General features: G+C 64.5%; 14 protein-coding genes and 1 pseudogene. 8 read left to right on the plus strand and 7 right to left on the minus strand.

Annotated elements, in window-relative coordinates:
* The 6 genes from WCB02_RS35540 to WCB02_RS35565 form a co-directional block, all read right to left on the minus strand.
* The coding region (locus WCB02_RS35540) for a thiolase family protein (protein WP_423966118.1) at positions 1-828 on the minus strand (828 nt) is incomplete at its 3' end.
* 49 nt (positions 829-877) lie between these two features.
* Positions 878-2,044 carry an acyl-CoA dehydrogenase family protein gene (locus tag WCB02_RS35545; RefSeq protein WP_423966120.1) on the minus strand — a complete coding sequence of 389 codons (1,167 nt, stop codon included), beginning with the start codon at positions 2,042-2,044 and terminating at the stop codon, positions 878-880.
* A gap of 10 nt (positions 2,045-2,054) precedes the next feature.
* Positions 2,055-3,260: a CaiB/BaiF CoA transferase family protein gene (locus WCB02_RS35550; RefSeq protein WP_423966122.1), complete on the minus strand. Its 1,206-nt coding sequence runs from the start codon at positions 3,258-3,260 to the stop codon at positions 2,055-2,057.
* A 306-nt stretch (positions 3,261-3,566) separates the two neighbouring features.
* The gene (locus WCB02_RS35555) at positions 3,567-4,457 is read right to left on the minus strand and encodes an SDR family oxidoreductase (protein WP_423966124.1); all 891 of its coding nucleotides are present in this window, start codon (positions 4,455-4,457) and stop codon (positions 3,567-3,569) included.
* Between the two features lie 234 nt (positions 4,458-4,691).
* Positions 4,692-5,141, minus strand: a complete 450-nt coding sequence (locus WCB02_RS35560; protein ID WP_423966126.1) for an SRPBCC family protein — start codon at positions 5,139-5,141, stop codon at positions 4,692-4,694.
* The gene (locus tag WCB02_RS35565; protein ID WP_423966129.1) at positions 5,128-5,571 is read right to left on the minus strand and encodes an ArsR/SmtB family transcription factor; all 444 of its coding nucleotides are present in this window, start codon (positions 5,569-5,571) and stop codon (positions 5,128-5,130) included. The genes WCB02_RS35560 and WCB02_RS35565 overlap by 14 nt, the downstream gene beginning before the upstream one ends.
* Positions 5,572-5,706: 135 nt before the next feature.
* Between WCB02_RS35565 and WCB02_RS35570 the strand changes: the two genes are divergently transcribed.
* Both WCB02_RS35570 and WCB02_RS35575 read left to right on the plus strand, forming a co-directional pair.
* Entirely contained in the window at positions 5,707-6,465 is a 759-nt protein-coding gene (locus tag WCB02_RS35570; protein ID WP_423966134.1) for an alpha/beta fold hydrolase, read from the plus strand.
* A 34-nt stretch (positions 6,466-6,499) separates the two neighbouring features.
* Entirely contained in the window at positions 6,500-6,925 is a 426-nt protein-coding gene (locus WCB02_RS35575; protein WP_423966136.1) for an organic hydroperoxide resistance protein, read from the plus strand.
* A 226-nt stretch (positions 6,926-7,151) separates the two neighbouring features.
* Here WCB02_RS35575 and WCB02_RS35580 read toward each other — a convergent pair whose 3' ends face one another.
* Positions 7,152-9,419, minus strand: coding sequence for an FAD-dependent oxidoreductase (locus WCB02_RS35580; protein WP_423966138.1), 2,268 nt, complete (start codon positions 9,417-9,419; stop codon positions 7,152-7,154).
* A gap of 129 nt (positions 9,420-9,548) precedes the next feature.
* On the opposite strand from WCB02_RS35580, the gene WCB02_RS35585 reads away from it, so the two are divergent.
* The 6 genes and pseudogenes from WCB02_RS35585 to WCB02_RS35610 all read left to right on the plus strand — a co-directional run.
* On the plus strand, positions 9,549-9,815 hold the full coding sequence (locus WCB02_RS35585; RefSeq protein ID WP_423966140.1) for a hypothetical protein: 267 nt from the start codon (positions 9,549-9,551) through the stop codon (positions 9,813-9,815).
* Positions 9,770-10,147 (plus strand): hypothetical protein, encoded by a 378-nt coding sequence (locus WCB02_RS35590; protein ID WP_423966143.1) that lies wholly within the window; start codon positions 9,770-9,772, stop codon positions 10,145-10,147. Before WCB02_RS35585 ends, WCB02_RS35590 begins: the two co-directional genes overlap by 46 nt.
* A gap of 34 nt (positions 10,148-10,181) precedes the next feature.
* Positions 10,182-10,358 carry a hypothetical protein gene (locus WCB02_RS35595; RefSeq protein WP_423966145.1) on the plus strand — a complete coding sequence of 59 codons (177 nt, stop codon included), beginning with the start codon at positions 10,182-10,184 and terminating at the stop codon, positions 10,356-10,358.
* Positions 10,359-10,811: 453 nt separating this feature from the next.
* On the plus strand, positions 10,812-11,831 hold the full coding sequence (gene exbB, locus WCB02_RS35600; RefSeq protein ID WP_423966147.1) for a tonB-system energizer ExbB: 1,020 nt from the start codon (positions 10,812-10,814) through the stop codon (positions 11,829-11,831).
* A 2-nt stretch (positions 11,832-11,833) separates the two neighbouring features.
* Positions 11,834-12,259, plus strand: a complete 426-nt coding sequence (gene exbD, locus WCB02_RS35605; protein WP_423966149.1) for a TonB system transport protein ExbD — start codon at positions 11,834-11,836, stop codon at positions 12,257-12,259.
* Positions 12,256-12,829, plus strand: a pseudogene (locus tag WCB02_RS35610) (energy transducer TonB); the annotation flags it as partial. The gene exbD and the pseudogene WCB02_RS35610, both read left to right, overlap by 4 nt.

The raw sequence follows: 12,829 nt of genomic DNA on the forward strand, positions 1-12,829 counted from the left end.
GTCGTAGACCGCGGCATAGCGTACGTCGGAGATCGCGATGCCCGATGCCGCCTTGGCCTTCGCAATCGCGATTTCAGCCCCGAGTTCGCTCAAGCCAGGTGCCGCAGTGATGTGCTGATGGGTGTGCGCCTGGGCACAGCCGCGCACCCGCACGCGTGATTCGCCGGTCGGCTCGCGGCTGATCACGAAGGCCGCGCCGCCATCCGAGACCGGACAGCAGTCGAGCAGTTTCAGCGGTAGCGCGACCGGCTTCGACGCCATCACGTCCGCAACGGTAATCGGCTCCTGAAACTGGGCGCCGGGATGGGTCGCCGCATGCGCGCGCATCAACACGGCGAACTCGGCGAGGTCCTCCTGCGTCACGCCATACTCGTGCATGTAGCGCGAGGCGACGAGGCCGTAATAGGCGGGAATGGTCGGTCCCAGCGGCAGCTCGTAATCGGGATGGCCGACCTGCGCCAGCGCCGCGATCGAGGCGTCGCGGCTCTGCCCGGTCAGCCGGTTTTCGCCGCCGACCACCAGCACATGGCGGACGACGCCGGCGTCGACCAGATGATGCGCCAGCATGCTCATGGCAAGCCCGGTGGCGCCGCCCACCTGCACCGCATGTGCGTAGGACGGGCGAATCCCGAAATGCTCGGCGAACACGGTCGCCAACATGATATGCGGCGAGACCGTCGAGTAGCCGCAGAGGATGCCGTCGATCTCCGCACGCTTCAGCCCGGCGTCGGCGATCGCAAGCTCCGCGGCCTTGCTCATCAGGTCAAGCGAGGAGGAGCCTTCATGCCTGCCGTAGGAGGTGAGACCGACGCCGGTGATGTAGCTCATCAAGGGGCCCCTCTTGTGTCCGCCGCCGCAAAAGTCACGCCCATCGTCATCAATACGACTTCGGCAGGCCGAGTACCTTCTCGGCGATGAAGCTCAGGATGAGCTGCGGGCTGATCGGGGCGATGCGCGGGATCAGGGATTCGCGCAAATAACGCTCGACATGGAATTCCCTGGCATAGCCGAAGCCACCATGGGTCATGATCGCCTGCTCGCAGGCATGGAAGCCGGCTTCGGCGGCGAGATACTTCGCGGCATTGGCCGCCGGCCCGCATGGCAGCCCCTTGTCGTATTGCCAGCCGGCCGACAAGGTCATCAGCCATGCCGCTTCCAATTCCATCCAGTTCTTCGCCAGCGGATGCTGGATCGCCTGGTTCTTGCCGATCGGACGATTGAACACGTTGCGCGTCTTGGCGTAGCCGCTGGCGCGTGACAGCGCGAGCTGGCCGAGGCCGACCGCTTCGGCGGCGATCAGGACGCGCTCCGGATTCATGCCGTGCAGGATGTATTGGAAGCCGCGGCCCTCCTCGCCGAGACGGTTCTCGATCGGGATCTCGAAATCAGCAAAGAACAATTCGTTGGAATCGACCGCCTTGCGGCCCATCTTCTCGATCTCGTGCACGGCGATGCGGCGGCGGTCGAAATCGGTGTAGAACAGGCTCAAGCCGTGGGTCGGGCTCTTCACCTCTTCCAGCGGCGTGGTCCGCGCCAGCAGCAGGATTTTTTCGGCGACCTGCGCGGTCGAGATCCAGACCTTCTGGCCGTTGACGACATATCGGTCGCCGCTGCGCACCGCGCGGGTCTTGAGTTGCGTGGTATTGAGTCCGGTATTGGGCTCGGTGACGGCGAAACAGGCCTTTTCGCTGCCATCGACGATCCCGGGCAGCATGCGCCTGCACTGCTCTTCGGTGCCGAACACGACCACGGGATTGAGCCCGAACACGTTCATGTGGATGGCGGACGCGCCCGACATGCCGGCGCCGGATTCCGCGATCGTCCGCATCATGATCGCGGCATCGAGAATGCCGAGGCCGGAGCCGCCATAGGCTTCCGGAATGCAGATGCCGAGCCAGCCGGCATCGGCCATCGCCTTGTGGAAGTCGGCCGGAAAACCACCCTCCTTGTCCCTCTTCAGCCAATAGGAGTCGTCGAAGCGCGCGCAGCTTTTGGCAACGGCGTCGCGGATCGATTCCTGGTTGGCGGACAGCGCGAAATCCATGGCTTGGTCCTTAAGCTCCTGATGGCGCCGGCCGTGTCACGCCGTCGCGCACCATGATTGCGATCTCGTCAGTGGAAAAACCCGCCTCGCGCAAAATCTCCTCGCCATGCTCGTTGAGCCGCGGCGCCAGCCGGACCGGCTCGGCCGGAGTGTCCGACCAGGTCGCCGCCACCTTCATGTTGCGGATCGCACCTTCGCTCGGATGGTCGACCACGGGGAAGAAGTCGGTCGCGTTAAGATGCGGGTCCTCCAGCATACCCTGCAGATCGTGCATCGCCATGACCGGGACATCGGCCCTGGTCAGCAATTCCGTCCACTCAGCGGTGGTTCGGGTCTCGAAGATGCGGGCGAGCTCACCATAGACCATGTCGATATTGACGGCACGGCCGGCAAACGTCGCAAAGCGCGGATCGGCGCGCAGATCGGCGCGGCCGGTCGCTGTGAAAAAATTCTCCCATTGCTTGTCGTTGTACACGATCACGCAGATATGGCCGTCCGAGGTCTTGTAGGGCCTGCGGTCGCGCGACAGATGCCGGGCGTAGCCGCCCTTGTCGAGCGGCGGCTCGTAGGTGAGCCCGCCCATGTGATCGCCGAGCACGAAGCTCGCCATGGTCTCGAACATCGGGATGTCGACGCGCTGGCCGCGCCCGGTGCGGTCGCGATGAACCAGGCTGGCGCAGATCGCGCCGACGGCAGTCAGCCCGACGATGCGGTCGACCAGCGCGTTCGGCACATAGCGCGGCACGCCGTCGCCGGTCTGCGCCATCAGCGCCGGCAGTGCGGTGGCACCCTGGATCAGATCGTCATAGGCAGGTTTGGCGGCATAAGGGCCATCCTGGCCGAAGCCGAACACGCCGGCATAGATCAGGCGCGGATTGAGCTTTGCGACCACCTCGTAGCCGAGGTCGAGCCGCGCCATCGCCTGCGGCCGCACATTGTAGACCAGCACGTCGGCGGACGCGATCAACCGCAGCACCGCCGCGCGGCCGGCCGGCTTCTTCAGGTCGAGGCAGATCGAGCGCTTGCTACGGTTGGTGTTGAGGAACACCGGCCCCATGCCGGGATGCCGGGTTGGCCCGATCAGCCGCGTCACGTCGCCATCGAGCGCTTCGACCTTGATCACGTCGGCGCCGTAATCGCCGAGCATCTGGGTCGCATAGGGCCCCATCAGCACGGTCGTCATGTCGATGACCTTGATGCCTTGCAATGGGCCCATGGCGTCGTTCGCTCCCGATTTTGTTGTCGGCACACCTAACGGCAGGGCGAAGGCGAGATCAAGGGCGGCCGGGGTATGGGCGTATGCGTGGCGCCGCACCGGGACCGGTATTTCCGCGCAACAGACAATCGCGAGCCGAGACTTCCGACCAAGGCTTGGCGCACCATGAACCGCCAAATTCCGGGTTCACGCTTCGCGTGCCCGGAATGACGGCCGAGTCATGCACGAATATCGTCCCTCTCGATCGAGAGGGCTCAGGCAAGGCCGGGGCGCCGCGCGGTGTTCGAGCTTGTGTTCGACGGCCTCTCAAGCCTTGAAGTAACCCGGCTGGCCGATGTCGGCGAGCAAGCCAATGCCGGTGGGCGTCCAGCCCAACCGCTGCTGCGTCAAAGCGCTGGAGGCCGGCATGTCCAAACCGGCGAACATCGCCAGCGGTCCGTAATAATCGCCCGCCTCTTCCTTCTTGATCGAAACGACCGGCACATTCAGCGCACGGCCGATCACTTCGATGACCTGGCGCATGGGGACGCCTTCCTCGCCAACGGCGTGGTAGATCCCGTCTGCCGCGCCCTTCTCCAGCGCAAGCCGGTAGAGGCGGGCGACATCCGGCCTGTGCGCAGCAGCCCAGCGTTCGGCACCTTCGCCGACATAGGCGGCGGCGCCTTTTTGACGCGCGAGCTCGACCAGATAAGTGATCAACCCAGCTTTTCCGTCGGCGCCATGCACTTGCGGCAGGCGTATTGCCATCGCGCGCACGCCACGCGACGCGTAGGCCAGACCGGCCTGCTCGGACACGCGCGGAACATGCGGGCTGGAATCGCGCCGCATATCTTCGGTGACCACCACATTTGGCGCGATCAGGCCCGTTCCCGAGGTGACGATGAAAGGCTTGTTCGTGCCTGCCAGCACATCGCCCATTGCCTCGATGGCGGTCTTGTCGATCGCGCCATTCTCGGCAAATTTCGAGAAATCATGGATGAAGGCCAGATGGATCACGCCGTCACAATCCCTTGCGCCGCTCTTCAGGCTCTCGAGGTCCTGCAGCGAGCCGCGATGAACTTCCGCGCCCAGTTTCTCGAGCGTCGCGACGTTCTCATCAGAGCGCGCGAGGCCGACGACCTGATGCCCGTTTGCGATAAGTTCTTTGGTCGTTTCGGTACCGATAAATCCGGCGGCGCCGGTGACGAATACGCGCATGAGAAGCACTCCCTGTTAAGACCGCCGGGATATTGGTACGTTTCTCATCAGGGTAAAGTAGTGAGATCATACCGGTATAATCGCTAACAGGATGACGGACGAGAACTTGCTTGTGACCGATTGAGGCGTGGGCCGCCGATGTCAGCGAAGACCGTGGAGCCCAGCAGGCTGGCCTGATCCTCGCGGGATTTGCCGCAAGAAAGTTATCCAGCGCTTCGCATGCGAACTTTGGACTTAAAGGTCTTTTGAAACCACGTCCGCCAGATGGTCCAAGATCTGTCCCCAGCCCCTGGTATGACCTTCATGAATTGACGGCGTCGGCAGCCGCTCATGGGTCAGCACGAGGTCGGTTTCATGGCCGCGCGGCGTCAGCTCGAGGGTGACCAACGTATTCACGTTGTTCGTCAGCGGGCCCATCCAGGTGAAGACGAGCTTGCGCGGCCGGTCGATTTGCAGATAGGTGCCGGAGACCTCGCGGCTTGATTGCCCTGATAGCATCACGAGGCTGAAGGCTCCGCCAGGGCGGAGGTCACAGCTCGCCTTGCAATCGACCGCGCCCGGAAACGGGCTCATCCACCGAACCATCAACTCCGGTTTGGTCCACAGCTCGAAGATCTGCTCCGCCGTGGCGCCGACGCGCCGGCGTATCTGCACGGTCGGGCCCGTCGTGTCATCGCGAGGCATGCTTGCGATCCTTGGGCTTGAGAGCCTTGAGCTTAAGATCCTTCGGTTTGCGATCCCCGGGCCCCAACTTGCGCTCCTTCTTGATCTCGCGCAGCAGGTGCTCCATGGCGTCCAGCCGCTGCTCCCAATAGCCGCGCGTCCGCTCGATCCAGCCATCGACCTCGTCCAGCGAACGGGTGTTGATGGAGAGAATGTGGTCACGCCCTTTCCTGTGCCGCTCGACAACGCCGCTCACTTCCAGCACGCGGATGTGTTTCGACACCGCGTTCAAGGACATCTGGAAGGGTTCGGCGAGCTCGGTCACGCGCGCTTCGCTGCGTGAAAGCCGTTCGATGATTGCTCGCCGCGTCGGATCGGCCAGCGCGGCGAAGACCGCGTCCAGGCGCGCGGCGCGCGACGCGGCTTCCTTGCGGGCCCCGATCTCAATCATGGCGATCTGCCCGCTCGATTCTCGATTCCAAGAATATTCCACCCATGAAAATATTCTACCCAACGGTTGACAATTTGTCGAGCCGACGGATTATTCAACCATCCGGTTGAACCGGGATAATGAGGGGAGAGCGCGATGCCAACTAAATCCATTGCCGCTGCGGCCGCAGCGGTCGCAGTTCTGTCAGCTACCGCAGCCCCGGCGCGGGCCGAGCCGGTCAAGAACGTCGTCCTCGTCCACGGGGCCTTCGCCGACGGCTCGGGATGGCGGGACGTCGCCGACATTCTCGGCAAGGACGGCTACACGGTCAGCGTGGTGCAGGAGCCGCTGACATCACTCGCCGACGACGTCGCGGCGACCAAAAGGGTGCTGGATCTGCAGCAGGGCCCCGCCCTTCTGGTCGGCCACAGCTATGGCGGGGTGGTCATCACCGAAGCCGGCAACGCGCCCAATGTCGCAGGCCTCGTCTACATCGCCGCTTTCATCCCCGACAAGGGTGAAAGTGCGGTGGGCCTGCTCTCGCAGGCCAAACCCGCCAACAACGACATGCAGGCCACCAAGGACGATTTCCTGTACCTTGCGCCGGCCGCCTTCCCGGCCGATTTCGCGGCCGACCTGCCGCCCGCCGAGGCGAAGTTCATGGCGCATTCCCAGCAGATGCTGGCCAAGGCCGCCGGCGGCGCGCCGGTGACGACGGCCGCCTGGCATCAGAAGAAGAGCTGGGCGCTGGTTGCCACTCGCGACCACAACATCAATCCCGATCTCGAGCGCACCATGGCCAAGCGGGCCGGCAGCGAAACGATCGAGGTTCCCGCCAGTCACGCGGTCTACCTTTCCAAGCCGAAAGAAGTGGCGCATTTGATCGAACGGGCGGCAAAGGAGTCTGCTAGGTAACTCTCCCCTCCAGCAGCATTGATCAGGAGTCCCCATGTCCGTGAACGTTCTCTACCAGACCGCCGCCCGCGCCACCGGCGGCCGCGATGGCCGCGCCGCCACCCTGGACGGCACGTTTGAAGTGAGCCTGACGACGCCGAAGGAACTGGGCGGCCCCGGCGGCGACGGCGCCAATCCCGAAAAACTGTTCGCCGCCGGCTATGCGGCCTGCTTCCTCGGCGCGATGAAATTCGTCGCCTCACAAGGCGGCCCCAAGGTGCCCAACGACGCGACGGTGACCGCCACGGTCGGCATCGGACCGAGGCAGGAAGGCGGCTTCGGCCTCACCATCGCACTGGCGGTCGGCTTGCCGGGCATTCCCAGGAGCGAAGCCGAGGCGCTGGTCGCCAAGGCTCATCAGGTGTGCCCCTATTCCAACGCGACCCGCAACAACATCGACGTGAAACTCACCGTCGAATAGGGCCCGCTCTCCGAAGCCCCGTTGGCCTTGAGATCTCAAGGAAGTCAGCTGCCGTTGCCTGGCAACGCAGCGTGCGCCAACGGGGCGAAGGACGATTGCACAGGCGCTCGTCCGTTCCAGTACGAAGCGGAAACGAGGCGAGCGGGATGACGGCATTTGGTGGCTTGATCGAACGAAAATGGCGGCGACGGACCACCCATGCGGCCCCGTCACACGCAGAGAGAGATCAATACGACTCGATGTGGATATAGCGCGCGCCGCGCCGTTGCAGTTCGTCGCGACAGTCGGCGACCATGGCCGCGGAGCCGCAGAGATAGAATTCCGTGCGCGCCGCATCGAACGTCTGTTCGACGATGGCCTGCGAGACGCGGCCTTCGAAGCCTCCCGGCGGCGGCGCTTCGCGGCTCAGACATCGGACGACAGTCCCCGGCAAGGGATCGAAGTGCGCGGTGATGTCCTCGGCGGCCGTCCGGCAGCCGAAATAGAGATCGGCATCGCCCAAGGTGCCCTCGGCGCGCAGCCGACGAAACATCGGCAGGAACGGCGCCAGTCCCGTGCCGGTCGCGATAAATACCTTCCGTCGCTCGTTGCGTGCAAGACCGTAGTGGCCAAGCGGCAGTTCAATCACGGTTTCGCTGCCAGGTTGGGCGTTGATCACGTAGCGGGAACCGCATCCTCCCGTGCGAGTGCTGATCAGAAACCGCACTCTCGCGCCTTCGACATCGGCGATCGAATAGTCCCGCCATTCGAAATCCGCGACCTTCAGGCGGCCATACTGGCCGGGCGCGAAGTCACTGATCGGCGCACTCAGATCGAAGTCAAGGCGCCAGATGGTTGGCGTGAGCTGCGTCTTGGAGGCCAGAGTGGCGCTGCGTTTTTCCGGCGGCAGGCTCGGGGCCGGCTGCCGCCGCGGTCCGGCCCTCAGCGCCGCCTGGATCTGCGGATACCCCTTGGGGCCGAGGGCCTGGCAGGCTGCGCCCACTCCGCCCATCAGCGCGCCCACGATGCCCAAGCACCCGGCGTCCGAGCCGGTGAGGTACAGGTCTTCGATGGCGGTGCGGGGCCCGAGCAGGTCCGACCGGTAGCGCTCCGGAGTCGCGGCAAGGCCATAGAAGTGTCCGTCGGGGTGCGAGGTGTAATCCTCCACGGACAAGGGCGTGGACAGCTCCGAGTAGGCCACCAGATTCGTCAGCCCGGGAACGGCGGTTTCAGCCAGGCGCAGCATGCCCTCGCCGATGCGATGCTTCAACGCCGTGTAGTCGGCGCCGCGAGCGCCCTTGGGCTCATCGCGCCAGGCCGCGAACCCTTGGTGGTCGATGAAGGAAATGACCTCGGCCGTATGCGCCGTGGTCTCGCCTGACTTGGCCGATGGAAACGACACATAGACGTGTTGCGGTGCGCCGTTCAACAGGCTGCGCATTTCCTGCACCATCCCATCGTGATCGAAACTCGTATTGATCCAGTAGTTCTCGCCCTGCACCCCGATCGTCGAGGCGGGCGCGGATAGCCGCAGATACAGCGTCACAGCGGACAAGCCGCCTTGCAACCTGTCGATCAGTGCGCGCACGGGCGCGGTCTTGGCGCCGACCGCGCCGTCGGTCGGCAACAGGGTCTTGTAGGTGATCGGCGCGCCGGCATCGGAGATCACCACCGGCGCAAGCAGGGTCGTCTCGCGGGGCTCCGGCCCTCGGCGGTCGACCACCTTCACCCCAGCCGCCCGACCGTCGCGCACAAGGATGCCGGTGACCTCCTGGCCCACGCGAATAGCGCCGCCACGGCTCTCGATTCCCGGCTCAAAGGTCCGCGCGATACGGGCGGCACCGCCTTCCGGGAACCAGGCGCCGTCGAGGTAATGCGTGACGATCTGGGCATGGATGGCGAAGGCGCTGCGCGACGGCGGAAGGCCGCAATCTCCCCATTGGCTGGCCAACAGCGCGCGCAGCCGCTGAGAGCGAAAGTGACGGTCCAGATAATGTTTTGTGGTCTGCAGGGCCTTGCGCCGGTTGAGTCGCTGGATCAAGCGCAGCAATGGCTCGATTGGTCTTGGCACCATCGCGCGCACGAATCCCAGCGTCGTCCAGCGCTGCACGGCGCGGACGTCCTTGAAATAGCGCTGGATCGCCCGCGCCTCGTCGGGAAAGAGCTTGATCAGATCCGCCTGGTAGCGGCCCGCATCGGACGGTGCAGTGAAGCTGAACTCGGGATAGACAAAGCGCTCGAACGCGTCGGGCATCTTGTTCCAGGCCAGTCGGCCACCGGACAGATAATCGAACAGCGCGCGCTCCCGCGTGCCCGCTTGCATGTGCCCGACATAGTGGAGGCCGACGTCCCAGGTGGCGCCGTCACGGCGGAAGACGTGAGTCAGTCCCCCTGGTTCGGAATGCTTCTCCAGCACCAGCACCCGTTTACCGGCGACCCCGGCCATCAGTCCGGCGGTGGTCAGGCCGCCGATTCCCGAGCCGATGACGATCGCATCCCAATCATTGCTGCTCATTTCAGACCTCACTTAGACAGCGTCCAGTGTGTTTGACTTCGCATCTTGACACTGTCAAGTTTATTCGACAATTTGAGTTGAGGCAACAAAAAGGTACGATCGAAGGATGGGCCAAGAGTTCAACGTCCGATGCGCGACTTCTTGAACGCGGGAAAGCTGCTGCTGCTCGATCTCGCGTCGACCATCATGTTTGTGGCTGTGTTTCTGCTGACACACGATACATCCCTTTCCATTGGGCTCGGCATGACACTGGGTCTGGCACAGATCGGAACCCAGCTCGTGCGCCGGAAGCCAATCGATATGATGGAGTGGCTGAGCCTGTTTCTCGTCATTGCTGCGGGACCGCGACGTTGCTTACCGACGATCCACGCTACGTGCTGTTCAAGCCAAGCGTGATTTATGCGATCGTTGGTGTCGTAATGCTTAAGCCTGACTGGATGAACCGATACTTGCCGGAAGTCGCTCGGGCGGTCGTGCCGGATATTGCCGCTGTTATGGGCTTGCTCTGGGCCGGTCTGATGTTCGCTTCAGCCGCGGCCAATGCTTTCGTGGCTCTGACCTTCAGCGTGGCGACATGGGCCTGGGTCATGCCGATCTCTGGTATCGTCAGTAAGACAGCCATGTTCCTCATGGGATTCGCCGCTATGCGCTTCGTCGGCAGACGGCGCGTGCGCGCCATGCCAGCACCTGAACGCGAAGCCCTGCTGGCGTCGACCGGACAGCGCTGACGGCGTCACCATGACTGGCGAGTCCGTTGATCGCATGAAGCTGGTCAATGATCCGACCGATCTTCTGCTTCATCGGCCCGATGGCCTCGGCAATCGCGGCCTGCGGCGGATAGATGGTGACGATGTGCTGTGCTGGCCCGGAGGACCTGGCCGGGACGACGCTTTGATGGTTGCTGCGCGGCTGGCGCTGGACCGGCTCGAGGACCGGTGACGTCCAGTTGCGGGCGCGATGATCGTTTCAATATCTTCATCCATATCAATGGCAGCCGGCGCGCTGCGCGGGTCTCACGACAGGGACATTGTCCCGATCAAACCGGGAATTATTCCCGCAGGCAGCGATGGTCCGGGAAAAATCGCCGGAACACTCTCACTCCGATTATTTCAGGATATTTGCCGTGCTTGCCGTGCCTTCGCCCAAAGGCTACGACACAATTTGCCTCGCCCGTTGTAAGCTATTCCGAGCGGATTGATCAGCATCGGTTTCGCTCGTGCGAGAAGATTGCGCTCAAGGTGCGCAGCCGGCATTGCCTCACAGGTCAGAGTGCCCCGCAAGACAACGGGTCCATTGTACCTGCGTCGAGTCAACCTGGCGGAGGTGAAGGACGTCGTGGACGAAACGCAAACAGAACGACCGCACCCAAGACGGTCCAGACGAGGTGTCTCAATGTTTCGCTCTCAAATCCTGCTGGCACTCGTGGCCTGCGTTGTATCCTTCAGTGCTCTGGCTGAAGAAGCGCCGCCGGCCGGCGTTGCAAGCCATCCAACCGAAGCGAGTTCCGCGGTCTCTGCTCCGGCAAGCACGCCTGTCGCGGCCATGAAGGGCGATACGGCCAATCCTCCGGTAGCGGCGGGAGCATCGTCGTTGTCCTCCGAGCCATCGCCGGCTGCTTCCGCCTCCTCCGCCTCGCCGTCCGATGCGCCGTCGCTGACGGACCGGACCGGCGCCGTCATCGCGCTGCCCGACGCCATGTCGCCCTGGAGTATGTTCACGCAGGCGGACATGGTCGTGAAGGCGGTGATGATCGGGCTGGCGCTGGCCTCCGTCGCAACCTGGACCGTGCTGCTGGTCAAGACGATCCAATTGCGGACGGCGCGGCGCGCCGCGCGCCGCGCGCTGATCGCCATTCTCGCGGCACGCGCGCTCGTCGATGCAGTCCGCCAACTCGCGGAGCAGAACAATGCGGTCGGCCGCCTCGTTGCCGTGGCCGATGACGAGGTCGAGAAATCCCGCGGCCTTCCCGCCGATGGCATCAAGGAGCGTGTCGCCTGGCAACTCGAACGGGTCGAGGCGGCCGCGGTGCAGCGGATCGGGCGCGGCATGGGTATCCTGGCAACCATTGGCGCGGTCGCGCCGTTCGTCGGACTGTTCGGTACCGTCTGGGGCATCATGAACAGCTTCATCGGCATATCGCGGGCGCATACCACGAACCTCGCCGTGGTGGCGCCCGGCATCGCCGAGGCGCTGCTTGCAACCGCCTTCGGCCTGGTCGCGGCGATTCCCGCGGTCGTGATCTACAACGCGTTTGCGCGCTCGACCGGCGGCTATCGCGCGGCGCTGGCCGACGCCTCGGTGGCGATCCTGCGGCTGCTCAGCCGCGATCTCGACCGCCAATCCATGCCGTCCGAGACCAGGCGCACGCGGCGCACGGCGGACGCACCGGCGCTCGCCAACTCCGCGGAGTGACCATGGCGATCCGGCTGGCCAAGCGCGATGACGACTTCGCGGAAACCCACGAGATCAACGTGACGCCGTTCATCGACGTCATGCTGGTGCTGCTCATCATCTTCATGGTCGCGGCTCCGCTGGCGACGGTCGATGTGCCGGTCAATCTGCCGCAGGCATCGGCCGAACCGGCGGCGCGGCCGGAAAAGCCGATCTTCGTGACCTTCAAGGCGGACCGCTCGCTGGCGGTGGACGACGAGGTGGTGACGCGCGACAACCTCGCCGCCGCGCTCGATGCGGTGACCGGCGCCGACCGCACGCAGCGGGTCCTGCTGCGCGCCGACCAGGCGCTGCCCTATGGCGAGGTGATGGCGCTGATGAACGCGCTGCGCAACGCCGGCTATGTGAAGGTGGCACTGGTAGCGATCGAGATGCGGAGCGCGCCGTGAGCGTGATGACGGCCGATCCGCTCGAGCCCGAAGGCGCCAAGGATGCGGCGCTGTGGACCGTGGCCGCGGTTCTGGTCGCCTCGCTCCATGTCGCGCTCGCCGCAGCCTACCTGCTGCTGAGGCCGGTGCCCGAGGGGCAGGCCACGGCGGCGGTGATCGACGTCGCCTTCATGCCGGCCCAGAGCACGCCGGCACCCGCCGCGCCCGAAGCCATGCCGGCCGAACCGACCCCGCTGGTCGAGCAGTCCAGCATCGAGCCGGCCAAGGAATCGCCGAAGGCTGAGCCGACGCCGCAGCTTGTACAGCCGCCCGTCGCGCTCGCGGCACCCGAGGTGCCGCCTGCCCCCGATCAGCTCACGGTCGCGCCCCCACCACCGAAACCCTCCGAGGCCGCGCCGGAGCCGAAAAATCCGGTAGTGCCCCCCGAGCATACCGAGCGCAAGCCAACGCTTGACGAAAAGGAAAAAGCCGCCAAGGCAGAAAAGGAAACGACAGAAAAGGAAAAGGCAGAAAGGGAAAAGGCGGAGAAGGAGAGGCACAAGACGGCACAGGCCAAGCCGGCGGCCACGC

The organism is Bradyrhizobium sp., from assembly GCF_049581145.1.
Lineage (GTDB): Bacteria > Pseudomonadota > Alphaproteobacteria > Rhizobiales > Xanthobacteraceae > Bradyrhizobium.